General features: G+C 54.9%; 22 protein-coding genes and 1 pseudogene. 8 read left to right on the top strand and 15 right to left on the bottom strand.

The features are described from left to right. Positions 1–5 precede the first annotated feature (5 nt). The 5 genes from surA to apaH are packed head-to-tail and all read left to right on the top strand — an operon-like array spanning position 6 to position 4,355. On the top strand, positions 6–1,298 hold the full coding sequence (gene surA, locus FDP13_RS12175) for a peptidylprolyl isomerase SurA (RefSeq protein ID WP_033575415.1): 1,293 nt from the start codon (positions 6–8) through the stop codon (positions 1,296–1,298). Then, on the top strand, positions 1,298–2,299 hold the full coding sequence (gene pdxA, locus FDP13_RS12170; RefSeq protein ID WP_143839538.1) for a 4-hydroxythreonine-4-phosphate dehydrogenase PdxA: 1,002 nt from the start codon (positions 1,298–1,300) through the stop codon (positions 2,297–2,299). The genes surA and pdxA overlap by 1 nt, the downstream gene beginning before the upstream one ends. After that, positions 2,292–3,110, top strand: coding sequence for a 16S rRNA (adenine(1518)-N(6)/adenine(1519)-N(6))-dimethyltransferase RsmA (rsmA, locus tag FDP13_RS12165; protein ID WP_027710863.1), 819 nt, complete (start codon positions 2,292–2,294; stop codon positions 3,108–3,110). Before pdxA ends, rsmA begins: the two co-directional genes overlap by 8 nt. A gap of 15 nt (positions 3,111–3,125) precedes the next feature. Next, on the top strand, positions 3,126–3,503 hold the full coding sequence (apaG, locus tag FDP13_RS12160; RefSeq protein ID WP_012768326.1) for a Co2+/Mg2+ efflux protein ApaG: 378 nt from the start codon (positions 3,126–3,128) through the stop codon (positions 3,501–3,503). Positions 3,504–3,509: 6 nt separating this feature from the next. Beyond that, positions 3,510–4,355 (top strand): bis(5'-nucleosyl)-tetraphosphatase (symmetrical) ApaH, encoded by an 846-nt coding sequence (gene apaH / locus FDP13_RS12155; protein ID WP_033575412.1) that lies wholly within the window; start codon positions 3,510–3,512, stop codon positions 4,353–4,355. A gap of 43 nt (positions 4,356–4,398) precedes the next feature. Here the strand turns inward: apaH and FDP13_RS12150 are convergent, their stop codons facing one another. After that, complete coding sequence (locus FDP13_RS12150; RefSeq protein WP_143839537.1) at positions 4,399–6,303, bottom strand: PhoX family phosphatase; 1,905 nt, start codon at positions 6,301–6,303, stop codon at positions 4,399–4,401. A 222-nt stretch (positions 6,304–6,525) separates the two neighbouring features. Here FDP13_RS12150 and FDP13_RS21980 point away from each other — a divergent pair. Beyond that, positions 6,526–6,600, top strand: a pseudogene (locus FDP13_RS21980) (IS66 family transposase zinc-finger binding domain-containing protein); the annotation flags it as partial. A 69-nt stretch (positions 6,601–6,669) separates the two neighbouring features. Here FDP13_RS21980 and FDP13_RS12145 read toward each other — a convergent pair. The 4 genes from FDP13_RS12145 to FDP13_RS12130 form a co-directional block, all read right to left on the bottom strand. Continuing rightward, positions 6,670–7,740, bottom strand: a complete 1,071-nt coding sequence (locus FDP13_RS12145) for an acyltransferase (RefSeq protein ID WP_143839536.1) — start codon at positions 7,738–7,740, stop codon at positions 6,670–6,672. A gap of 468 nt (positions 7,741–8,208) precedes the next feature. Then, the gene (gene folA, locus FDP13_RS12140; protein WP_033575408.1) at positions 8,209–8,691 is read right to left on the bottom strand and encodes a type 3 dihydrofolate reductase; all 483 of its coding nucleotides are present in this window, start codon (positions 8,689–8,691) and stop codon (positions 8,209–8,211) included. Positions 8,692–8,799: 108 nt separating this feature from the next. After that, on the bottom strand, positions 8,800–9,270 hold the full coding sequence (locus FDP13_RS12135; protein WP_012768322.1) for a threonine/serine exporter: 471 nt from the start codon (positions 9,268–9,270) through the stop codon (positions 8,800–8,802). Further along, the gene (locus tag FDP13_RS12130) at positions 9,255–10,037 is read right to left on the bottom strand and encodes a threonine/serine exporter ThrE family protein (RefSeq protein WP_012768321.1); all 783 of its coding nucleotides are present in this window, start codon (positions 10,035–10,037) and stop codon (positions 9,255–9,257) included. The genes FDP13_RS12135 and FDP13_RS12130 overlap by 16 nt, the downstream gene beginning before the upstream one ends. 161 nt (positions 10,038–10,198) lie before the next feature. On the opposite strand from FDP13_RS12130, the gene FDP13_RS12125 reads away from it, so the two are divergent. Next, positions 10,199–10,813, top strand: coding sequence for a LysE family translocator (locus tag FDP13_RS12125; RefSeq protein ID WP_012768320.1), 615 nt, complete (start codon positions 10,199–10,201; stop codon positions 10,811–10,813). 104 nt (positions 10,814–10,917) lie between these two features. Here FDP13_RS12125 and carB read toward each other — a convergent pair whose 3' ends face one another. From carB to ribF, 9 genes are all read right to left on the bottom strand, one after another. Beyond that, a complete protein-coding gene (gene carB, locus FDP13_RS12120) occupies positions 10,918–14,142 on the bottom strand; it encodes a carbamoyl-phosphate synthase large subunit (RefSeq protein WP_143839535.1) in 3,225 nt (1,074 codons plus the stop codon). A gap of 87 nt (positions 14,143–14,229) precedes the next feature. Next, complete coding sequence (carA, locus tag FDP13_RS12115; protein ID WP_012768318.1) at positions 14,230–15,375, bottom strand: glutamine-hydrolyzing carbamoyl-phosphate synthase small subunit; 1,146 nt, start codon at positions 15,373–15,375, stop codon at positions 14,230–14,232. Between the two features lie 454 nt (positions 15,376–15,829). Further along, positions 15,830–16,651, bottom strand: coding sequence for a 4-hydroxy-tetrahydrodipicolinate reductase (gene dapB, locus FDP13_RS12110; protein WP_012768317.1), 822 nt, complete (start codon positions 16,649–16,651; stop codon positions 15,830–15,832). 204 nt (positions 16,652–16,855) lie between these two features. Next, positions 16,856–17,773 carry a ribonucleoside hydrolase RihC gene (gene rihC, locus FDP13_RS12105; protein WP_143839534.1) on the bottom strand — a complete coding sequence of 306 codons (918 nt, stop codon included), beginning with the start codon at positions 17,771–17,773 and terminating at the stop codon, positions 16,856–16,858. A 71-nt stretch (positions 17,774–17,844) separates the two neighbouring features. After that, complete coding sequence (ispH, locus tag FDP13_RS12100) at positions 17,845–18,795, bottom strand: 4-hydroxy-3-methylbut-2-enyl diphosphate reductase (protein WP_012768315.1); 951 nt, start codon at positions 18,793–18,795, stop codon at positions 17,845–17,847. After that, entirely contained in the window at positions 18,792–19,250 is a 459-nt protein-coding gene (gene fkpB, locus FDP13_RS12095; protein WP_012768314.1) for an FKBP-type peptidyl-prolyl cis-trans isomerase, read from the bottom strand. The genes ispH and fkpB overlap by 4 nt, the downstream gene beginning before the upstream one ends. 3 nt (positions 19,251–19,253) lie before the next feature. Then, on the bottom strand, positions 19,254–19,766 hold the full coding sequence (lspA, locus tag FDP13_RS12090) for a signal peptidase II (protein ID WP_143839533.1): 513 nt from the start codon (positions 19,764–19,766) through the stop codon (positions 19,254–19,256). Further along, the gene (gene ileS / locus FDP13_RS12085) at positions 19,766–22,591 is read right to left on the bottom strand and encodes an isoleucine--tRNA ligase (protein WP_033575405.1); all 2,826 of its coding nucleotides are present in this window, start codon (positions 22,589–22,591) and stop codon (positions 19,766–19,768) included. Before ileS ends, lspA begins: the two co-directional genes overlap by 1 nt. Positions 22,592–22,625: 34 nt before the next feature. Next, a complete protein-coding gene (gene ribF, locus FDP13_RS12080; protein WP_012768311.1) occupies positions 22,626–23,567 on the bottom strand; it encodes a bifunctional riboflavin kinase/FAD synthetase in 942 nt (313 codons plus the stop codon). A gap of 397 nt (positions 23,568–23,964) precedes the next feature. Here ribF and rpsT point away from each other — a divergent pair, with 397 nt between their 5' ends. Then, positions 23,965–24,228, top strand: coding sequence for a 30S ribosomal protein S20 (gene rpsT, locus FDP13_RS12070; protein WP_012768310.1), 264 nt, complete (start codon positions 23,965–23,967; stop codon positions 24,226–24,228). A gap of 81 nt (positions 24,229–24,309) precedes the next feature. On the opposite strand, the gene nhaR is transcribed toward rpsT, so the two are convergent. Then, positions 24,310–25,200 carry a transcriptional activator NhaR gene (gene nhaR / locus FDP13_RS12065; RefSeq protein WP_012768309.1) on the bottom strand — a complete coding sequence of 297 codons (891 nt, stop codon included), beginning with the start codon at positions 25,198–25,200 and terminating at the stop codon, positions 24,310–24,312. Between the last annotated feature and the right edge of the window lie 18 nt (positions 25,201–25,218).

Below are 25,218 nucleotides of genomic sequence, written 5' to 3'. Positions count from 1 at the left end.
AAGGTATGAAGAACTGGAGAGCGCTTGTTCTGGGACTGGCACTGAGTGCCAACATGGCGTTTGCGGCCCCGCAGGAGGTCAACAAGATCGCCGCGGTCGTCGACAACAGTGTGGTTCTGGAAAGCGATATCAATAGCCTGCTGCAGTCCGTCAAACTGAACGCGCAAGAAGCCGGCCAGCAGTTGCCGGACGACGCTACGCTCCGTCATCAGATTCTGGAGCGCTTGATCATGGATAATATTATCCTGCAAATGGCGCAGAAGATGGGCGTACAAGTCACTGATGAACAACTGGATCGTTCCATTGCCAACATTGCGGCGCAAAACCGTATGAGCATCGACCAATTGCGCAGCCGTCTGGCGGCTGAAGGCGTCAGCTTTGACACTTACCGCGGCCAAATCCGTAAAGACATGATCATTGCCGACGTGCGGAACAGCGAAGTGCGCCGCCGCGTTACCGTGCTGCCGCAGGAAGTGGACTCACTGGCGCAGCAGCTCGCCAGCCAGGGAGCAAACGGCCCGGAGGTCAATCTGAGCCAGATTCTGCTGCCGTTGCCGGAAAATCCCACGCAGGATCAGGTTGATAAGGCAGAAAGTCTGGCTAATCGTCTGGTAAAAGAAGCGTCTCAAGGCGCTGATTTCGGCAAACTGGCCATCACCTACTCCGCCGATCCGCAAGCGTTGAAAGGCGGGCAAATGGGCTGGGGGCGTCCGCAGGAATTGCCGACGCTGTTCGCCGAGCGTTTGACCAATCCGCAGAAGGGGCAGATCGTCGGGCCGATTCGTTCCGGCGTCGGCTTCCATATTCTGCGCGTGAACGATACCCGCGGCGGTGCTCAAGCCGTTTCCGTAACCGAAGTACATGCCCGTCACATCCTGCTGACGACGTCGGTAGTCATGAATGACGCGCAAGCAAGAGCCAAACTGGAAGAGGTAGCCGGCCAAATCAAGAGCGGCAAACTCAGTTTCGCCAATGCCGCCAAACAGCTGTCACAGGATCCGGGTACCGCCAATCAGGGCGGCGACTTGGGTTGGGCATCGCCGGAGATGTATGACCCGGCGTTCCGCGACGCGTTAACCCAACTGAAAAAAGGTGAAATCAGCACGCCGGTACACTCCTCTTTCGGCTGGCACCTGATTCAACTGCTGGACACCCGTGAGGTAGACAAGACCGACTCAGCGCAGAAAGAGCGGGCCTACCGCATGTTGTTTAACCGTAAATTCGCCGAGGAAGCGCAAACCTGGATGCAGGAAAAACGCGCCGCGGCTTATGTGAAAATCCTGAATGGCCAGAACTGATGCCAACTGAAATGCAGGTGCGGCGAGTGGTGATCACCCCCGGCGAACCCGCCGGGATTGGTCCTGATTTAGTGGTGGAGCTGGCTCAGCAAGACTGGCCGGTGGAGCTGGTGGTGTGTGCTGACGCAGAGCTGCTGTTGAGCCGCGCGCTGGCGCTGAAACTGCCGCTGACATTGCGTGAATTTCAGCCACAGCAGGCGGCGCAGCCACAAATCGCAGGAACGTTAACGCTGCTGCCTGTTTCCACCGACACCACCGTGGTGCCGGGGCAACTGAACGTGGCGAACAGCCGCTATGTGCTGGATACGCTAACCCGTGCTTGCGACGGTTGTCTGAATGGCGACTTCGCCGCGTTGATTACCGGCCCGGTGCACAAGGGCATTATCAATGAATCGGGTATTGCGTTTTCCGGTCACACCGAGTTTTTCGCCGAGCGCAGCCAGTGCGCGCGCGTAGTGATGATGCTGGCGACCGAAGAACTGCGCGTCGCGCTGGCGACGACCCATCTGCCGCTAAAAGCGGTATCGGATGCCGTCACCCGCGATAGCCTGCACGAAGTCATCACCATTCTGCATCAGGACTTGCAGCGCAAGTTCGGCCTCGCCCAACCGGTCATCTACGTCTGTGGGCTGAACCCGCACGCCGGCGAAGGCGGCCACATGGGACGTGAAGAACTGGATGTCATTATTCCGGCGCTGGATGAACTGCGTCAGTCCGGCATCCAGTTAGTCGGCCCGTTGCCGGCCGATACCTTGTTCCAACCCAAGTATCTCGAACACGCCGACGCCGTACTGGCGATGTATCATGATCAGGGCCTGCCCGTGCTGAAATATCAAGGCTTCGGCCGGGCCGTCAATATTACGCTGGGGCTGCCGTTTATCCGCACGTCCGTCGACCATGGCACCGCGCTGGAACTTGCCGGTAGCGGCCAGGCCGATCCGGGTAGCTTCCGCACCGCATTAAACCTCGCTCTACATATGATTGCTAACCGTAATGAATAATCGCGTCCATCAAGGTCACTTCGCCCGTAAGCGTTTTGGCCAAAATTTTCTCAACGATCAGTTTGTGATCGACAGTATTGTTTCCGCCATCCACCCGCAGCCGGGTCAGGCGATAGTGGAAATCGGCCCCGGCCTGGGGGCACTCACCATCCCGGTCGGCGAACGTATCGACAGCTTTACCGTGGTGGAACTCGACCGCGATCTGGCCGCCCGACTGGAAGTCCACCCAACGCTCAGGGATAAACTGACCATCATCCAGCAGGATGCGATGACCGTAGATTTTGCCGCACTGTCACAACAAGCGGGACAACCGCTGCGGGTTTTTGGTAACCTGCCGTATAATATTTCGACACCGCTGATGTTCCACCTGTTCAGCTATACTCAGGCTATTCGCGACATGCACTTCATGTTGCAAAAAGAGGTGGTCAATCGGCTGGTGGCAGGGCCGGACAGCAAGGCTTATGGTCGTCTGACTGTCATGGCGCAGTACTATTGCCAGGTTATTCCGGTGCTTGAAGTACCGCCGACCGCCTTCAAACCGGCACCGAAAGTGGATTCTGCGGTAGTGCGACTGGTGCCGCACACGACGTCGCCTTATCCGACCGTCGATACCCGTATTTTGAGCCGGATTACCACGGAAGCCTTTAATCAGCGACGCAAAACATTGCGTAACAGCCTGGGTAACCTGTTCACACCGGAGCAATTAACCGCTTTGGAAGTTGATCCGAACGCCCGGGCGGAAAACGTCACCATTGCGCAATACTGCCGTCTGGCCGAGTGGCTGACCGCGCATCCCACATCGCAGGAATAAGCTGGAGTTGTCGTCATGATGAATGCGCCCCGAGTGTGTATACAGGTTCAGAGCTTCTATGTGGAAGCACAATCTCAGCCGGAAGAAGGTCGTTTCGTCTTCGCGTATACCATCACTATCCGCAATCTGGGTCGTCATGACGTCAAACTGCTTAGCCGTTACTGGATGATTACCAACGGTAACGGCAAGCAAACCGAAGTCCAGGGTGAAGGCGTAATCGGCCTGCAGCCTGTTATTCAACCGGGCAGCGAATTCCAATACACCAGCGGTGCTATTCTGGAAACCCCGATGGGCACCATGGAAGGCCACTACCAGATGATTGACCATCAGGGTGAAACATTTCAGGTTCCTATTACGGTATTCCGCCTGGCCATCCCTTCACTGATACACTGAAAGATTATGGCGACCTATCTTGTTGGCGACGTTCACGGCTGCGCCGTCGAGCTCAAAGCGCTGTTGGCGCAAGTTTCCTTTAACCCTGAGAGCGACGTACTGTGGCTGACCGGCGATCTGGTTGCCCGCGGCCCGGATTCACTGGACGTGCTGCGCTATGTCCGTTCGCTGGGTGATGCGGTACGCCTGGTACTCGGCAACCACGATTTGCACCTGCTGGCGGTCTACGCCGGTATCAGCCGTAATAAACCCAAGGATCGCTTGGATCCGCTGTTGTCGGCGCCAGACGCGGACGACCTGATCAACTGGTTGCGCCGTCAGCCGCTGTTACAGGTGGATGAGGAACGCAAACTGGTGATGGCCCATGCCGGCATTACGCCACAGTGGGATCTGGATACCGCCAAAATGTGCGCTCGGGAAGTGGAAGCGATCCTCAGCAGCGACAGTTACCCACTGTTTCTGGATGCCATGTACGGCGATATGCCGAATCACTGGAGCCCGGAACTGAGCGGATTGGCGCGCCTGCGCTTTAGCACCAACGTATTTACCCGTATGCGCTACTGCTTTTCCGGCGGTCAGCTCGATATGCTGTGTAAAGAGGCCCCCTCACAGGCGCCGTCGCTACTCAAACCCTGGTTTGATCTGCCGGGCCCGGTTCCTGCCGAATACGCCATCGCGTTCGGCCATTGGGCATCGCTGGAAGGAAAAGGCACGCCGGAAGGCATCTACGCGCTGGATACCGGCTGTTGTTGGGGCGGGGCGCTCACCTGTCTGCGCTGGGAAGATCAGCGCTATTTTACCCAGCCGTCGCTGACGGCGCCGCAGGCCGATGCGGCCTCCGCCATTATCTGATACGACCGGCGGCATTGCCGCCGGTGAAACACGCCTCACGCCATTACGCCCCGATCACGCCGCCATCTTCACGGGTGATCATGACAACCGATGAACGGGGCCGCACGCTGTTATTGGGGAAATGCGAATCCCCTTTTTCGCCGGGGTGCTGCACATTCACGAACATCGTGCGGTAATCAGACGTAAATGCAATGCCGGTTAGCTCACAGGATTTAGGCCCGACCATAAAACGACGGATCTCGCCGCTGGTCGGATCGCCCGCCAGCATCTGATTATTACCCTGCCCGACGAAATCACCTTTGTTGCTGTAATTACCGTCGGTCAGGATCCACAAACGGCCATCGTGATCGAACCCCAACCCGTCGGGGCTGTTGAAACTGTTTTCTACTGTGATATTCGGCGTACCGCGATTAATGCCGTCCGGATGCGCTGCCGGGTTGCCGCACAATGCATACATGTCCCAGCCGAATACCTCCGCTGTCGCATCGCCGTTTTCGTCCCAGCGAATGATCTGACCATAGATGTTGTTCGGTCGGGGATTGGCTGCATTAACCGGCATACCTTCTTCACCGCGTTTGCTGTTATTGGTCAGCGTACAATAGGCGCGGCCATCATGCGGATTAACCGCAATCCATTCCGGGCGATCCATACGCGTCGCATTCACCTGCGAAGCCGCCTTACGGGCAAAGATCAGTACTTCAGCCTGACTGTTGAATCCGTTCTCCGGCGTTAATCCATTCTTGCCGAACTCCAGCGCTACCCAGCGCCCTTTGCCTTTCAGCGGCGTACCGGATGCATCGCCGTCAAACTGCGCCACGTACAGCACGCCGTCATCCAGCAAACGAGAATTAGCCGAGGGATTGGCGTGATCCACCTTGCCGTTGGACACGTATTTGTAGATGAATTCACCGCGTTCATCATCCCCCATATACACCACCAAATGGCCGCTCTTCGCCACCGTCACCGCCGCGTTTTCATGCTTAAAGCGCCCCAGCGCAGTACGTTTCACGGGGGTGGACGTTGGGTTCAGCGGGTCTATCTCCACAATCCAGCCATGCCGGTTGAATTCGTTGGGGTGCTTCGCGACATCAAAACGCTCGTCAAAATCCACCCAGTTGCGTTCCGGTTCATGAACTTTGAGCGTATAGCGCTTCTGTTCCGGCGTCGTCTGGTAATCGGCTTGTCGGGTACCGAAATAAGTATCGAAATTCTCTTCACAAGTCAGATAAGTGCCCCAGGGCGTTTTACCGTTGGCGCAGTTGCCGAAGGTGCCTAACACATTTATCCCCTGAGGGTCGGCGGCGGTTTTCAGCAATGCATGACCCGCCGCCGGGCCGCTGAACGTCATCGCCGTATTTGCCGTGATGCGCCGGTTATAACGTGAAGGGCGCTCCACTTCCCAACGTGCCGATTCCGCGACGCGTTTCACTGCTACAACCGATACACCGTGCGCCGCCTGGGATTTACGGACATCTTCCAGGCTGGCGGCTTTGGCGCCGCCATGCGCAAACAGGTATTGCTCGTTCACATACTCGTTGTTGATCGCCATCACGCCGTGACGATCATCAATCGGGAAAAAACTCATGCCGTCGTTGTTATCGCCAAACTGTTTTTCCTGATCGGCAGCACTGTTCTTGCCTTCGGCATGAAACGCCGGAGCGCCATCTACCAGCGGATCGCCCCAGGAGATCAACACCTCAGCCCGGTAACCGGGCGTAATGACGATATGATCCTCGGCGGAAGCCGCAATCCCCTTGAAACCCAACAGTTTGCTGCCAGCCGGCTGGCCTTCCGCCAATCCCGTTACCGGAAAAGACCAGATACCGCCGCCCAGGAAACCTGTCAGGCCCAGCGCGCCCGCATTGCCTAACAATTTACGACGGGCGGGATTACTCAGGCGATCGACATTCAGCGCATCGGCGCTCAGGTGCTTAATCTTGTCAGTCATGCTCGACTATGTCCTCTTGCTCTCATTCCGATTCTCGCGCGACTCCCCGTTCGGTACTCACGCAATGATGACAAATACAGACATAGGTTATGCAATTAATGTGACCAAATAGTTACATATAGGTAATCGCCTTGTTCAGGCCACCTTTCATTCCTCGTCTTGTCACCTACCATGGACATTTTCGCGAACGTGGATACTAAGGTGGACAGAAAGTGCATACCAGACATCTCAGAGCAGTTGGAACACATCAGCAACACCTTTAAGGTAATCAAAACGCAGCGGCCAAAGCTCGCCTGCGAGCCATGGAAGGCTAACCCGTCACCAGCTACCTATATCCTCCCTGCCCCAAGCCAATATAGCTAAAGCTCAAGGCTGATAAGATCTCATCCTCGTAGATAAAATTCCCGCTAGCTTTTTCCCTGACCGAATTGAAGGCATTTCAACCCATATGAACATCACTGATGATATTACGATACTGATAGCAATAGAGAGGATAAATATTGTCACTCTTTCGGTGGATGCCGTAGTGTCTGATAAATAGTTTCTGAAAAAAACCATTACAGGATAGTGAATGAGATAAAGTGAATAGGAGATATCCCCAAAAAAAGTCAGTATCCGATGATATTTGGCCTCATTATTATCACTCAATAGAATTGCCGAAATCATGATAATCAACGCCAGCCAGAAACCACCGCTTAAGCCGAAAACCTGTGGGCCAATAATAACGGCACTTACCGTTGCAATAGTAAATACTATTTTTGCCACTATTCTTCGATAAAGAAACTGGCTGATTCTACTCCTGATCATGAATTCAGCCAGCAGCATACCGGCGATGAATTCAAACACGATTGTATTACTTATCAACTTAATCCAAGCCTGCCACCAGTGTATCACACTCATATTTGGCGATACCTGTGATGAGAAATCAAAGCTACCGTTGTAATACCATTGAAAACCTGTCATGGCAGCCACGAAAATCAATGTGCAGATGTAGCTGCGATAGCGGTAGCTAATGCTCATTGAAACGGCAAAAATGAAGTAAAACATTATTTCGTAGGATAACGTCCATGGCGGGCCAAGAGCGCTGTAACCAAAGGTTGGACCCGGCTGGCTATAGTCCTGAAGACAAAAATAAAGTGTACACGCCATCTGACTGAAACTTCTTTCATGGTACACGAAGATAAACGAAAGCAGCCAAACGAGAAAAAAGACGGGCCATATGCGAAAGAAGCGTTTAACTATAAATGTAACCGGACCATCAGGCGTATGGTGGGTAATGAATGTCATAATAAAACCACTAATTATAAAAAAAACATCCACACCAAGAGCCCCAGGGATATGCTTTGTCCAGTTACCCACCAACAGGGAAGAATTATGCGCTACGACTACAAGTAAGGCAGCAAAGCCGCGCAAATACTGAATTGACGTGATTTTCATATATCTATCCCCGAACGACCTTGTTCCTGATTTACTGCTTTTTATAGGTCATTTGGCAAGGTATTAAAATAGTGCCTCAAAATAAATGTCAGTAATATTGTAAAATATTGAAAAAATAATATATACACCCTAAATAATTCAAGTTGCAGGAAAGCGGCGACGCAGCGAATCCCCAGGAGCTTACACAAGTAAGTGACTGGGGTGAGCGAGGAAAGCCAACGCATCTGCAACTTGAAGTATGACGGGTATAACACCATCAACCTATTTACTCCCTGGTTTCAGACACCTTGATGAGTAAGCACCTATTGAAATAAGGGCTAAGTTGCATGATTAGTGCTATCAACAATTTTAGTTAGACAATATTCCTTCTGGCATGGCTCAACTGAGATAGACAGGCGATTAAGGTGTCAGGCCACACATACAGATACACTAAAACCCGCTTGATGGAGCGGGTTTTAGAAGAAGAGATCAGCGACGATCGAGGATTTCGAAGCAATAACTGTGGGAGTTTTTATCATCTGCATCATGGAATTCGCTGAAGGTAGACACCCACTCATCCGGCTCGTAATCCGGAAAATGGGTATCACCTTCAATCTCAGCATCAATATGCGTCAGATAGAGGCGGCTGGCTTGCGGCAACATCTGCTGATAAATGCTGCCGCCGCCGATCACCATCACTTCATCTACATCACCGGCGGCAGCCAGCGCCGCCGCAAGCGATGTCACCCAAGTGACACGCTCATCGTCGCCCGGTTGGCTGCTGACGACAATATTCAGCCGTTCCGGCAATGGTCGGCCGATGGCGCGGAACGTATTGCGCCCCATAATCACAGGTTTGTTGAGCGTATTGCGCTTAAACCACGCCAGGTCGGCCGGCAGATGCCACGGCATGGCATTCTCCATTCCGATAACACGATCCACTGCCAGTGCGGCAATCAAACTAATCACCATGGTAAAACCCTACAGGCTACAAAATTGGTGCCACTATACGGAAAGCCCGAGCAGGCGTCGATATGATTACCGGAACGCCGACCACTATTTAAGAGAACACCTCAATCGCTATACTCCCGGACGTTTACGGTAGATCCAGATCCCCGGCAGCGATAGCCCGATTGAAAGCGCACCAACGATAAAACTGGCCTTCAAAAAGTTGGTGATCAACGTTTGCATCAACGCTTCGCTGTACCCCAGATGGGAAAGCTGAACCACCGAAATCATCGCCGTATAGGCCGAAATACCGGGGAACATCGGAATAACGGCGGCGACGGTAAATACTTTGGGATGGGCCAGAAACCAGCGGGACCAGCGAATACCGATGATACCCACCATGATCGATGCCACAAATGTCGCCCATTCGATAGGGATGCCGAAACGAATCATCAGAAAACGCACACCATGCCCGAGTCCGCCCAGCAGCGCGCAATACGGCAATGCTTTTACCGGTACGTTAAATACCATCGCAAACCCTACCGCCGGGACCGCTGCCAGCACCATGTCCTGAATCAGCGCCCAAATCAGTTCAATGACCATCCGTGCAGCCCCCATATCGCCATTGCCGTTACCACACCAATACAGGTCGCCAGCGTCAGCAGGCTGGCCATCGTCCAGCGCGCCAGCCCGGTATTGACATGGCCTTTGAACATATCCGCCACCGCATTGATGAGCGGAAATCCCGGCACCAGCAGCAACACGCTGGCGGCCATCGCCACGGAGGAACTCTGTTCCAGACCGGGCACGCGCATCAGCAGCCCGGACGCCGACGTCGCCACAAAGGCGGTAATACAGAAATTAATCAACGGATTAAGATGCCGGGCAGTCAGCACCTGTCGGACATACATCGCCATGCCGCTGGCAATCAGCGTCACCAGAAACGCGTCCCAACCACCGCCGTTCAGACGACTAAAACAGCCGCACGATAACGCCACGATCGTGACCATCAGCCAGCGTGGATAACGCAACGGCTTGATATGACTAAAGCGTTTTGCCACTCCGGCCACATCCAGCAGCTTATGTTCAGCCATGATCACCACATGCTGCACTTCCGTTACGACGTGCATGTTGATGCCGCGATCGACATTTTTACGGGTGGAGGTCAGGCAATGCCCTTGCATAATGGTGGTCAGCACTATCGCGTTGGCCGAGATAGAACTCTCCACACTGTCCATCCCCAGCGCAACGCCGAGCCGCGATGACAGCTGCTCGACCAACATACTTTCCGCGCCATGTTGTAACAGCAACAGCGCGCACTGAATACACAACCGGGTGATATCCCGCTGCTGTGTGGTTTCATTTACCATGTTACGTTCCCGTCCCCTGCCTCAAATACAACCACTATATGCGTGGTTTTTATAAGTTTATTAACATTTCAAATCGATGATTGATAGTGCGAAAACATGCCACTGACGGTATTATGCCCACCTTTTTCCGACGAATCCTTGATTGTCATACGTAATCCATCATGCTTGAGACCTCTTTATTCGTGGCGACCATCGCCGCACTGGGAATGATTTCTCCCGGCCCGGACTTCTTTCTGGTGATCAAAAACGCGATACGCTACCCGCGACTGGCCGCCATGATGACCGCCATCGGCGTGATTGCCGGCGTTGCCACACACATGGCCTACTGTGTCGCCGGCCTGGCCGTCGTCATCACCACTACGCCCTGGTTGTTTAGCCTGCTGAAATACGTCGGCGCCGCCTACCTGATCTGGCTGGGCATTCAGGCGCTGCGCTCGCGTGGCGGCAGCAAACTGGATTTATCCGGCCTGACGCCGCAACGCATCGGCCTCTGGAAAGCGTTTATGCAGGGCTACCTCTGTAACCTGCTGAACCCGAAGGCCACGCTGTTCTTTCTGGCAGTCTTTACCCAAGTGCTGGGGCTGGACTCCAGCATGGGCGAAAAACTGTGGTATGCCGGGATTATCCTGGGGTTGACGCTGATCTGGTGGCCGTTGCTGATTGTCCTTATCCAAAGCGAACCAGTGCGTCGCGGTCTGAGTAAGGCCCAAAAACTGATCGACAAACTGCTTGGCGGCGTGCTTATCACTCTCGGCATCAAAGTCGCTTTAAGCTAAATATCCCCCTGGTTAAATACAGGCGAAAAAAAACCGGACAGATGACACCGCCCGGTTTTACTTCTCGCTAAACCGTGCCGGTTTCGGCACGGTTTTTTTACGCGTTATCCCTGAATACGGCCATGCATTTCCTGAACGGAAATCACCTGCTCGGTCGGGTCGGCATTCAGCGACATGGCCGTCGCGAAACCGCCGTTCATGGTGGTGTCGTAATGCACTTTATATTGCAGCGCACTGCGGCGAATCAGTTTGGAATCTTCAATCGCCTGACGGCCCGCCGTGGTGTTGACGATGTAGGTGTACTCGCCATTCTTGATGCGATCCTGAATGTGCGGGCGGCCTTCATGCACCTTGTTCACCAGACGCGGATTAATACCCGCTTCGCCCAGCACTACCGCGGTACCGTGAGTGGCGTCCAGTTCAAAACCGTGCTTGAGCAGTTTAGCGGCCAAATCCACCACCCGCGCCTTGTCGCCTTCACGCACCGACAGCAACGCGCGACCGGTTTTCTTCATCGGCGAGTTGCTGCCCAGCATCGCCTTGGCAAAGGCTTCGGCAAAGGTACGCCCCACCCCCATCACCTCACCGGTGGAACGCATTTCCGGCCCGAGGATCGGGTCAACACCCGGGAATTTATTAAACGGCAGCACCACTTCCTTAACGGAATAGTACGGTGGAATCACCTCTTTGGTGACGCCCTGCTGAGCCAGCGTTTGCCCAACCATCACGCGGGCTGCCACTTTCGCCAGCGGCACACCGGTCGCCTTGGAAACAAACGGCACGGTACGAGCGGCGCGCGGGTTAACCTCAATCAGGTACACTTCGTTGTTCTTCACCGCAAACTGCACGTTCATCAGGCCACGTACGGAAAGTTCGAACGCCAGTTTTTCCACCTGACGGCGCATCACGTCCTGAATCTCTTTGCTCAGGGTGTAGGCCGGCAGCGAACAGGCGGAGTCGCCGGAGTGCACGCCGGCCTGCTCGATATGCTCCATGATGCCGCCAATCAGCACGCGCTCGCCGTCGCAGATAGCGTCCACATCCACTTCCACCGCGTCGTCCAGGAAACGGTCCAGCAGTACCGGCGCATCGTTGGAAACACTGACGGCGGTCTGGAAGTAACGGCGCAAATCGACTTCGTCATACACGATTTCCATTGCCCGGCCGCCCAACACATAAGACGGACGTACCACCAGCGGATAACCGATACCGACCGCTTTTTCCACCGCCTGATCGATAGTGCTGACGGTGGCGTTGGCCGGCTGCTTCAGACCGAGACGGTTGACCGCCTGCTGGAAGCGTTCACGGTCTTCTGCGCGGTCGATGGCATCCGGGCTGGTGCCGATCACCGGCACACCGGCGGCTTCAAGCTGACGCGCCAGTTTCAGCGGCGTCTGCCCGCCGTACTGCACGATCACGCCTTTCGGCTGCTCAATACGTACAATCTCCAGCACGTCTTCCAGCGTTACCGGCTCGAAGTACAGGCGATCGGAGGTGTCGTAATCGGTAGAGACGGTTTCCGGGTTACAGTTGACCATGATGGTTTCATAGCCGTCTTCACGCAGCGCCAGCGCCGCGTGCACGCAACAATAGTCGAACTCGATGCCCTGGCCGATTCGGTTCGGACCGCCGCCCAGCACCATTATCTTGTCACGGTCCTGATTCGGGTTGGCCTCGCACTCCTCGTCATAGGTGGAGTACATGTAGGCGGTATCGGTGGCGAACTCGGCAGCGCAGGTATCCACGCGCTTGTAGACCGGGTGCAGGTTGTATTTGTAACGCAGTTTGCGAATTTCACCTTCAGACACGCCGGCCAGTTTTGCCAGACGGGCATCGGCAAAGCCTTTGCGTTTGAGCACGCGCAGGAACTCCAGCGTCAAGCCGTTGGCGCCCTGCTCCGCCACCTGCTCTTCCAGACGCACCAGTTCTTCAATTTGCACCAGGAACCAGCGGTCGATGTTGGTCAGGTTGAATACGCCGTCAACCGACATGCCTGCGCGGAACGCGTCCGCCAGATACCAGATACGATCGCCGCCGGCGTCTTTCAATTCGCGACGGATTTTAGTCAGCGCTTCCGGATCGTCCAAACTCACTTTAGGATCGAAACCGGTCGCGCCCACTTCCAGGCCACGCAGCGCTTTCTGCAACGACTCCTGCTGGGTACGGCCGATCGCCATCACCTCGCCCACCGACTTCATCTGTGTAGTCAGACGATCGTTGGCACCGGCGAATTTCTCGAAGTTGAAGCGTGGGATCTTGGTCACCACGTAGTCGATGGACGGTTCGAACGACGCCGGGGTACGCCCGCCGGTAATGTCGTTCATCAGTTCATCCAGCGTATAACCCACCGCCAGTTTGGCGGCGATCTTGGCGATCGGGAAGCCGGTCGCTTTGGAAGCCAGCGCCGAGGAGCGAGACACGCGCGGGTTCATTTCGATAACGATCAGACGGCCGGTTTTCGGGTTGACTGCAAACTGCACGTTGGAACCGCCGGTTTCCACCCCGATTTCACGCAGTACCGCCATCGAGGCGTTACGCATGATCTGGTATTCCTTGTCGGTCAGGGTTTGCGCCGGCGCTACGGTGATGGAGTCACCGGTGTGGATGCCCATCGCATCGAGGTTTTCGATCGAGCAGACAATGATGCAGTTGTCGTTTTTATCCCGCACCACTTCCATTTCATACTCTTTCCAGCCGATCAGCGATTCGTCGATCAGCAGTTCCTTGGTCGGCGACAGGTCCAGACCACGGGTGCAAATTTCTTCAAATTCTTCACGGTTGTAAGCGATGCCGCCGCCGGTGCCGCCCATGGTGAAGGACGGACGGATAATGCAGGGATAACCCACATCCGCCGCCACCGCCAGCGCTTCGTCCATATTGTGCGCGATACCGGAACGCGCGGTTTCCAGGCCGATTTTCTTCATCGCGATGTCGAAACGGCGACGATCTTCCGCTTTATCGATGGCATCGGCGGTCGCGCCGATCATGGTCACGCCGAACTCCGCCAGCACGCCCTGACGTTCCAGCTCTAGCGCGCAGTTCAGCGCCGTCTGGCCGCCCATGGTCGGCAGTACTGCGTCCGGACGCTCTTTTTCGATGATTTTGCGCACCACTTCCCAGTGGATCGGCTCAATATAGGTGGCGTCGGCCATTTCCGGGTCGGTCATGATGGTGGCCGGGTTGGAGTTCACCAGAACCACGCGGTAGCCTTCTTCGCGCAGCGCTTTACACGCCTGAGCGCCGGAGTAGTCAAACTCGCACGCCTGACCGATCACGATCGGGCCGGCACCGAGAATCAGGATACTTTTTATGTCTGTACGTTTTGGCATTTTTCGCTCCTGCGAACCCGTTTACTCACCGCCGCGCCGGCGCTTTCGCCTTGTTCTTTTATCGCAGCGTGACTAAACGGATTCTGATTATTTGGTGTTACGGTAAGACTCAATCAGCTCGATGAAGTGATCAAACAGCGGCGCGGCGTCATGCGGGCCGGGGCTGGCTTCAGGGTGCCCCTGGAAGCTGAATGCCGCTTTATCGGTGCGGTGAATGCCCTGCAGCGAACCATCGAACAGTGATTTGTGCGTCGCGCGCAGTGTGGCGGGCAGCGACGTTTCATCTACCGCAAAGCCGTGGTTTTGCGCGGTGATCATCACACGATTACCGTCCAGATCTTTCACCGGGTGGTTGCCGCCGTGGTGGCCGAACTTCATTTTGACGGTTTTCGCGCCACTGGCCAGCGCCAGCAACTGGTGGCCCAGACAAATGCCGAATACCGGAATATCGGTTTCCAGGAAGGCTTTAATCGCCTTGATGGCATAATCGCACGGCTCCGGATCGCCAGGGCCGTTGGAGAGGAAAACGCCGTCCGGATTGAGTTTCAGCACCTCTTCCGCCGGGGTTTGCGCCGGCACTACCGTCAGGCGGCAGCCGCGATCCACCAGCATACGCAGGATATTGCGCTTCACACCGTAGTCATACGCCACCACGTGATACGGCAGTTCGCTCTCTTCTTTCGCCGCCGGCAGCTCGCCTTCCAGCGTCCAACTGCCTTGCAACCAGCTATAGCTGGAACGGGTGGTGACTTCTTTCGCCAGATCCATCCCTTTCAGACCAGGGAACGCTTTGGCCTTTTCCAGCGCCAGCGCCGCATCCGGCGCATCGCCCGCGATGATGCAACCGTTCTGCGCGCCTTTTTCGCGCAGCAAGCGCGTCAGTTTGCGGGTGTCGATATCGGCAATCGCCACAATATTGTTGCGTTTGAGGTAATCAGACAGGCTTTCTTCGCTGCGGTAGTTACTGGCGATTAACGGTAAATCGCGGATGACCAAGCCCTGAGCATGAACGGCGGGGGATTCTTCATCGGCTTTGTTGGCGCCGACATTTCCGATATGGGGATAAGTAAGAGTGACAATCTGGCGGGAATAGGAAGGATCAGTGAGGATTTCTTGATAACCGGTCATTGACGTATTGAAAACGACTTCCCCCACTGCCGCTCCCTCTGCCCCAATGGCCCGACCGTGGAATTGGGTTCCGTCTTCCAGAACCAATAGCGCTGACTTAATCAAAACACCCTCCAAGGAATAAAAAATCATGTTATTTGCATATTAATTCAGATTTGACGCACTAAATCAATGCAAAAACCACCTGTAAGGCAAATTTTTGGCAAATTGCGCGCATTTTAATGAGGCCCCTGACCGTTGTCTAGCCAAACCGAATTTTTTTTCACTATTTTATGGCTTAAGAAGATAATACACAGCTATACCCGCAAAAACACACATCAACTATCGAAAGTAAACGGTTGCCAGCGTCAATGAGTGATGAAACGATTAAAATCACACCAAAATCGGTAGATGGAATGATAAATGTCTGACGTACAGATAAGAAAAGGACAGATAACAGCAATAAAAAATAGATTAGTAAAAAATAAATCACGAAACCGGTATTTTTTATAAAAACATAATGGCGCCAAATTTAGCGCCATTAAAATCAACAAATTAAAAAAATAAAAATAATTTTCTGTTATATATCATCAAGCCCAAGCACATCTCTCATATCAAAAAGACCATGCTTTCTGGCACTTACCCACAATGCAGACCTGACAGCGCCATTTGCGAACGTCATCCGGCTGGAAGCCTTGTGCGTTATCTCTATACGCTCGCCAACGTCCGCAAACATCGCGGTATGTTCTCCTACGATATCGCCGGCCCGAATAGTGGCAAAACCGATGCTTTTCGGATCACGTTCGCCGGTGTACCCCTCACGTGCATAAACCGCACATTCTTTCAAATCGCGTCCCAACGCGCCGGCAATCGCCTCGCCCATCGCCAGAGCCGTGCCCGACGGCGCATCCACTTTATGGCGGTGGTGTGCTTCGATGATTTCAATATCCGTGTAATCACCCATCACTTTAGCCGCTTTTTCCAGCAGCTTGAGCAACACATTAACCCCAACGCTAAAGTTTGCGGCAAACACAATCCCAATGTCGGTCGCCGCTTGCTGGATCGCCGCTTTGCCCTGTTCGTCAAAACCGGTGGTGCCGATTACCATTCCTTTGCCGTGCTGACGACAAAAAGCCAGGTGCTTGAGCGTCCCTTCCGGACGAGTGAAATCGATAAAGACATCGAAATCGTTCACCACCGCCTCAAGGCTACTTTGTACGGTAACATCCGTTTTCCCGGCACCAGCCAGTTCCCCTGCATCACTGCCGAGCAACGACGACCCTTCACGCTCCAGCGCCGCACCCAGTACGACGCCTTCCATCTGCAACGCAGCCTGAATCAACTGCCGCCCCATGCGACCACCCGCTCCCGCGATGGCGACGCGGATTTGTGCATCACGCATATTCGTACTCTTTATCTGTTGATGAATGAGAAAAGGCTCTCAGGTTAACCAGCCCGCACAAGCGCTGCCAGCCGAAAACACCCATAATTAGAAATTTACGACAAAACAGCCGGGATATCAGTAAAAGCTATCGTTTAGTAAAGACATCCCGGCCGCTGCCCAGCAGAAACTCCGCGACCGCGTATAGGCCGGCACGGCGGCCTGTTAAGGCGCCAAAGCCAACACCTGCGCAACCCAGGCGCGGAAACCCGCTACATCCAGCGCTAGCGCCACTTGCGCATTAGCCGGTCGATTCAGCCGATGCTCGAGATCCACCGCCGTAGTGCCGGCGGTATATTCCCCCTGCGTTTCCACCGCGACAAAACAGTGCTGCAGGGTAAACAATGACGGTTTCACCAGATAAGCAATAGCGCACAGGTCATGCATACGCAAACCGGTCGCCATACTGCCGCTACGATAGTGACTGAACAACGCATGTAACATGGCACCGGTACGGTTCATTCCCGGCAATGCCGCCAGATACTCCGGCGACAGCATGGCGTCATTCGTCACATCCAGGCCACACATCACGATATCGATTCCGCTGCCAAACACGCGCCCCGCCGCCTCCGGGTCAATCGCGATATTGAATTCCGCATTCGGCGTAAAGTTGCCGCGTCCTGACGAACCGCCCATCATCACCAGGCGTTTGATCTGTTTTTTACACTGCGGATAGAGGGTTAACAGCAAGGCAATATTGGTGAGCGGCCCGATGGTCACCAATGTAACAGGCTCCGGGCTACGGTTAAGGCAGTCATAGATTGCCTGTACCGCGGATTTTTCCAGCGCAGTGCGCTCATGCGCCACAAAGTCGTAGCCCTCCATCCCTGACTCGCCGTGAACATAAGCGGCGTCGCGCACCGGACGCACCAGCGGCGTCGCCGCCCCTTTCGCCACCGGCACTTCGGCATCCCAAAAATGCAGCAATTGCAGCGCATTGCGGGTGGTTTTTTCCACATCCACATTGCCAGCGACCGTCGTGATCAGTTGCAGATCCAACTCAGGAGCGAACAATGCTGCGGCGATGGCGACGGCATCATCAATGCCGGGGTCGGTATCCAGAATAATGGGGAGTCGATTCATGCGCTTTCTCCAAAAAAATGCCAGACGATTTTCATCGTCTGGCATCGTCTCATCATGATAACGCGAAGGGCTTATTCCACTTCACGCACATCCATACGCAATTCTTTCGGCACTTCGAACACGATGTTCTCTTCACGCCCTTGCATCTCCATGGCAACTTTCCCCCCCATGGCTTGCAAGCGTTTAATCACCTGTTGAACCAGCACATCCGGCGCGGAGGCACCTGCCGTCACCCCGACGCAGGCGACATCCTTCAGCCACTGTTCCTGAATATCATCAGCAGAATCAATCAGGTATGACGGCTTACCGACACGCTGCGCCAGCTCGGCCAGGCGATTGGAGTTGGAAGAGTTTTTCGAGCCGACCACCAGCACCACGTTGGCCTCCGCCGCCAGATTACGTACCGCTTCCTGACGATTGGTCGTGGCGTAACAGATATCATCTTTACGCGGCCCGATAATCTGCGGGAAACGCGCACGCAGTGCATCGATCACCGCCGACGTATCGTCTACCGACAGCGTCGTCTGGGTCATGAAACAGAGATTGGTTTCATCTTTTACCTGTAACGACCAGACATCTTCGGGCCCTTCCACCAGATACATACCGCCGTCAGGATTGTTGTACTGCCCCATGGTCCCTTCGACTTCAGGATGCCCGGCGTGCCCAATCAGGATAGCTTCCGTTCCCTTACGGCTGGCGCGCGCCACTTCCATATGCACTTTCGTCACCAACGGACAGGTGGCATCGAAAATCGTCAGTTCGCGGCTTTTGGCTTCCGCCCTCACGGCTTGCGATACGCCATGCGCGGAAAAAATCAGAATCGCGCCATCCGGCACGTCTTCGATTTGTTCGATGAAGACGGCGCCGCGTTCGCGCAACCCTTCCACCACATAGCGGTTATGCACCACTTCATGGCGGACATAAATCGGCGCGCCATACACTTCCAACGCCCGCTCGACAATACTGATGGCGCGATCGACGCCAGCGCAGAACCCACGAGGATTAGCCAGCAGGATTTTCATGCATTGCCTCCGTCAGAGGGGGGATGAATCTCCAGCACCTCCACGTCGAACGTGATGGTGTGTCCGGCCAGCGGATGGTTGAAATCCACCGTCACCGACTCTTCCGCGACCTCGCGGATGATGCCCGGCATATCATTACCGGCCATACCGCTGAACAACATGATGGTGCCCACTTCGGGCACACCGGTTTGGGCAAAATCGCGACGCAGGAAGAACTGGACCAAATCGGGATTCGATGGACCAAAAGCGGACTCAGGCGGCAGACTGAATTGACGCTTATCGCCGGCCTGCAAACCCAGCAGTTGAGCCTCCAGCGCCGCCGACAGGCTACCGTCTCCCAGCCGAAACATCGCCGGTTTACCGCTGTCGCGGGTGGCTTCCGCCACAGAACCATCTTCCAGCATCAGCGTAAAATGCACCAGCACGCCACTGCCGTTCGTCACGAATTCCGTCATGCGTTATTTACCTTCCGCCTGCTTTTTTTGCGGAGAGGCCAAAAACCCCTCCAGCACAATCAGCAGTGCGCCGACAACAATCGCGCTATCCGCCAGATTAAAGGTCGGGTAATGCCACCCGGCGGCATAAAAATCCAGAAAATCGATCACATACCCGTGTACCAACCGATCCGCCAGATTGCCGATCGCGCCGCCGATAATCAGCGAATAGGCAATGTTATTCAACTTCTGGCTGGCGCTGGAGCGATACATCATCGCCAGCAGCGCCACGATAATCACCAGTGCGATCGCCGCAAACAGCCAGCGCTGCCAGCCGCCTTTATCGGCCAGAAAGCTAAACGCCGCACCATAGTTATGGGCGTAGGTGAAATTGAAGAACGGCACCAGTGGTATCGACTCGCCCAGTTGAAAGTGAGTCATCACCCACTGTTTGCTGCCGAGATCGACCACCAGTACCAGTGCCGCCAGCCATAGCCAGCGCAGACCTGTTGCCGTTGTTCCAGTAGATTTACTCATCAGACAAATTTACGCTCTTCGCCATTGCCGCCAACATTGGTCGCACAGCGACCGCATACATCCGGATGCGCGGCATCGCTGCCGATATCCGTTTCATAGTGCCAACAACGCGGGCATTTTTCCCCGTCAGCTTTAGTAAGGACAACTTTCAGGCCCGGTAATTCACTCTGCTGGGCATCAGCCGGCGCATCTTCATAATGCGCCAAATGCGCTTTAGAGGTGAGCAAAGCAAAGTGCAGTTCGCCCTGCAAACGGCCGAGCTGCGCAAACAGCGCGTCATCGGCATACAATGTCACCGCCGCTTCCAGCGAACCACCGATACGCTTGTCATTACGCGCCTGTTCGATCACTTTGTTGACTTCACCACGCACATTCAGCATTTCAGCCCAGAAGGTGTCGTTCATCGACTCGCTGTCGGCCAGCCCGAATAAACCGTCATACCACTCTTCGGTGAAGACAAACTGCGCACGCTCACCCGGCAGATACGCCCAGATTTCATCAGCGGTAAACGACATGATCGGCGCCATCCAACGCACCAGCGCTTCGGCGATGTGGAACAGCGCAGTCTGACAGCTACGGCGCGCGACGCTATCGTGTTTCGCGGTGTACTGACGATCCTTGATGATATCGAGATAGAACGAGCCCATCTCAATGGAACAAAACTGCATCAGACGCTGCACTACATGGTGGAAATCGTAACTTTCGTAAGCGTCGACGATCTCATCCTGCGCCGCTTTGGCGCAGCCCACCGCCCAGCGATCCAACACCACCATGTCTTCCGGTTTTACGCTGTGCTGCGCCGGGTCGAAACCGTTCAGGTTGGCCAGCAGGAAACGCGCGGTGTTACGAATACGGCGATAGGCATCGGCGGAACGCTTGAGGATCTCATCGGAGACCGCGATCTCGCCGGAGTAGTCGGTCGAACCGATCCACAGACGCAGAATATCCGCCCCCAGCTTATCCATCACATCCTGCGGGCTGACGGTATTGCCGATGGATTTCGACATTTTGCGGCCCTGGCCGTCCACGGTGAAGCCGTGGGTCAGTACCTGGCGGTACGGCGCCTTGCCTTTGATAGCGGTAGAAATCATCAGGGAAGACATGAACCAGCCGCGATGCTGGTCGGAACCTTCCAGGTACATATCCGCCGCATGGCCGCTGAATTCAGGACGCACATCCACCACCGAAGCGTGGGTCGATCCGGAATCGAACCAGACATCCAGCGTATCCGGCACTTTTTCATACTCGGCGGCTTCCGCGCCCAGCAAATCGGCAGGGTTGAGATCCCACCATGCCTGAATACCGTCCTGTTCAACGCGTTTCGCGACGGCTTCAATCAGCTCCGCCGTGCGAGGATGCAACGCTTGCGTTTCTTTATGCACGAACAGCGACATCGGCACGCCCCAGGTACGCTGACGGGAAATACACCAGTCAGGACGGTTCGCCACCATCGATTCAATACGCGCCTGGCCCCAATCCGGGATCCACTGCACGCCCTTGATTTCGGACAGCGACTGCTTACGCAGGCCGTTCTGGTCCATGCTCACGAACCACTGCGGCGTAGCACGGAACAGGATCGGCGACTTGTGACGCCAGCAGCACGGGTAGCTGTGTTGCAGCTTTTCATGGTGCAGCAAGGCGCCGCGTTCACGCAGCAACTCAACGATCTTGTCGTTGGCTTTAAACACAAACAAACCATCCAGTTCCGGGAAGGTCCCCGCCAGATAGCAGCCGTTCGGCCCGACCGGGTTAGCGATCTCCAGTTGGTATTTCTGGCTGATGACATAGTCGTCCGGACCGTGGCCACCGGCGGTATGTACCGCACCAGTACCGGCATCCAGCGTGACGTGATCGCCCAGAATAGCCGGCACATCGAACCCCATAAACGGATGACGGAAGCGCAACAACTCCAGATCGCTACCTTTGACGGTATGGCCCAACAGGAGGCTGGCGTCATTTCCGGCAACACGTTTAATCACCGCGTCGGCCAACCCTTGCGCAACGATAATCGCTTTACCGGCAACCTGAATCAGCACGTAATCAATGTCGGCATTCAGGGCAATCGCGCGGTTAGCCGGCAACGTCCAGGGCGTCGTCGTCCAGATGACCAACGCCACATCGCCGTCGACGGCATCAGCCGTCAGGCCGAATTTCGCCAGCACGGCGGCACGGTCAACCGCATTGAACGCCACATCAATGGCCGGAGAAGTTTTGTCGTAATACTCCACTTCCGCTTCCGCCAGCGCGGAACCACAGTCGGCGCACCAGTGCACCGGCTTGGCGCCTTTGTGCAGATGGCCGTTTTCGATGATGCGGCCCAGCGCGCGAATGATGTTGGCTTCGGTTTTGAAATCCATCGTCAGGTAGGGACGATCCCAGTCGCCCAGCACGCCCAGACGGATAAAATCTTTCTTCTGCCCGGCCACCTGCTCGGCAGCATATTTGCGGCACTCTGCACGGAACTGCGCGGCGCTGACTTTCTCGCCGGGCTTACCGACCAGTTGTTCCACTTTCAGCTCAATCGGCAGACCGTGGCAGTCCCAGCCCGGCACATACGGCGAGTCATAGCCCGACAGACCTTTGGACTTGATAATAATGTCTTTGAGAATCTTGTTAACTGAGTGACCAATATGAATATTGCCGTTTGCATACGGCGGGCCATCGTGAAGGATAAAGGTTTTTTTACCCTTCTTGGCGCCACGAATAATCCCGTACAAATCCTGCTCATACCAACGTTTCAGCATGTCAGGTTCGCGCTTGGCCAAATCGCCACGCATCGGGAACCCTGTTTCCGGCAAATTCAGGGTAGTTTTATAGTCACTCATTCGCTTCTCGATTTCGTTTTCGGCTAGAGAAAAATTAAACCGGTGCCTTCAACCCAAAGAACTCACGGGCGGCCACCACATCGTCGGCGATTTGCTGCTTCAGCGCATCCAGCGAAGCAAACCGCTGCTCACTACGTAATTTTTTACACATCACCACATCTATATGTCGGCCATACAGATCCAGCGTGACATCCAGTAAATGTACTTCCAGTTGCTGGCGTTTATCGCCTGTTACGGTAGGACGCGTGCCGATATTGGCGACACCGGGCAATGGCGTCTCGCCCAGCCCATACACCTGAACCGCATACACGCCGCTGACCGGCGACACCTGACGTTTTAGCGGCAAATTAGCCGTTGGAAAACCGATGGTGCGCCCCAGCTCATTACCATGCACCACTCGACCAGAAATGCTGAATGGATGCCCTAACAGCTCCTGCGCCAGCGCCAGGTTGTCCTGCGCCAACGCCTCGCGTACGGCGGTACTGCTCACGCGCTTACCGCTGCTGCAGAATGTAGCGGTGCTGATCACCTCGAAATTCTGCTCGGCACCCGCTTTCTGTAATAACAGGAAATCCCCCTCGCGGCCAGCCCCGAAGCGGAAGTCATCGCCCACCACCAAAAACTTCACCCCCAGCTTCTCTACCAGCAGGCTGGAAATAAACGTATCGGCATGGTTAGCGGCAAAGCCGGCGTCAAAGGTCACACACAACAGATAATCCACACCGGCCTGCGCCAGATATTTCACCTTATCGCGCAGCCGGGTCAGACGCGCGGGCGCTTTTTCCGGGGCAAACAATTCCAGCGGCTGAGGTTCGAAAATCATCACCATAACCGGCAACCCACGTGCTTGCCCCTCTTGCTTCAGGCGTTCGAGCAGTGCCTGATGCCCGCGGTGGACACCGTCAAAGTTACCAATTGTTAGCACACAGCCGTAATGGCAGGCCTGAAGATTGTGTATACCGCGTATTAGCTGCATAACTGGCTCAAAACAGTGGAAATCGGCGGATTATACCTTGTACAGCGAACAAGGTTAACCCGCGATTCATGCCTTTTATTGCCGCTCCGGCGGATTTCACCGCCTTGCGTCAATGAGAATTTTTCATGTACGCAAAAATCCGGCGTATCGCCGGGCACTCGGCTTTTAACCCGTAATCAAACGCTTGACGCAACAAAGGCGGCAAAGGGTGAATTTATGACGCGAAAGGCTGTATTCCCGACGCTTAAGCTGCTAAAATCCCGCGCCATCACAACGTACCAAGCGCTGGCGTACAAACGGCGCTTATTTGCACAAATCCATTGACAAAAGAAGGCTAAAAGGGCATATTCCTCGGCCTTTGAATTGTCCTCGATAGAATATATTTGGGAGTTGGACCTTGGCTAATATCAAATCAGCTAAGAAACGCGCCGTACAGTCTGAGAAGCGCCGCAAGCACAATGCAAGCCGTCGCTCCATGATGCGTACTTTCATCAAGAAAGTGTATGCGGCTATCGCCACCGGCGATAAAGAAGCTGCGCAGAAAGCATTTAATGACATGCAACCGATCGTGGACCGTCAGGCCAGCAAAGGTCTGATCCACAAAAACAAAGCTGCTCGTCATAAATCCAATCTGACTGCGCAGATCAACGCGATGCAATAATCACGTTTACGTGATGAATCGCTAAAGAAACCGGCTCAGGCCGGTTTTTTTGTACCCCCCCCCCCCCCCCGGCAAAACGCGTTATTCACGAAACAGGGAAGAGAAATCCTCGTTGCAGACACGCTGCACCGCCGGATGCTGAATCATCCGCTCTGCGAAAATAACGTAATACTCATCCTGAATATTATCAATGCGGCCGATTTCCATAATCTCGCCCTGAGCCGCCATTTCATCCGCATGTAGCGACGGTGCAATAAAAATCGCATCGTGACTCATGCCGAAAGCGGTCATCAACGCCGCGTCATCAAACTCGCCCATAATATCGACCGGTAGATTCTGCTCGCTGAACCAACTGAGCAGCTTGCGGCCCAGCATGGTACGGCGAGCCGGGATCAATAACTTGCTTTGCGACAAACAAGCGGGAAAAGGCACCTCCGGGCCTGGCCGACGGCAGTAGAAACTCACGCCGCACTCGCCGAGCTTGCGGGAAAATAACCCCGCCTGCTGGCCGGAATCCACCGGGCAATCCGACAGGATCATATCCAGCTTGTGCTGACTCAGCTGTTCAATCAGCATTTCATGGGTCGACTCGAAGCAGCGCAGGTGAATCGGCATTTGTTCATTCACTACGGTTTCCAGTACCCGACTCACCAATCGTTTGGACAACGCATCCGCCACACCAACATCAAACAGCAGGCTGGATTCCTTACGGTAATTCACGATATCCAGCATTTCCTGGCTCAGTGCAAACATCTTGTCCGCATAGCGAAACACCAACTGCCCCAACTCCGTCGGCTCCAGCCCGCGCCCTTTACGCTTGAACAACTTTCCCTGTAGCCGCTCTTCCAGCAACTTGATTTGCCCGGTAATGGTCTGCGGCGTCAAAAATAGCCGTTCGGCGGCCCCCGCCACCGAACCGGTCTTGCACACTTGCCAGAAATAATAGAGATGATTGAAGTTGATGTGCGACATAGGTTCGCGCCCCTATTC

It is taken from the genome of Dickeya sp. ws52, assembly GCF_007210685.1.
In the GTDB taxonomy this organism is placed as follows: domain Bacteria; phylum Pseudomonadota; class Gammaproteobacteria; order Enterobacterales; family Enterobacteriaceae; genus Dickeya; species Dickeya chrysanthemi.
This window is presented reverse-complemented; position numbering and strand designations above follow the sequence as displayed.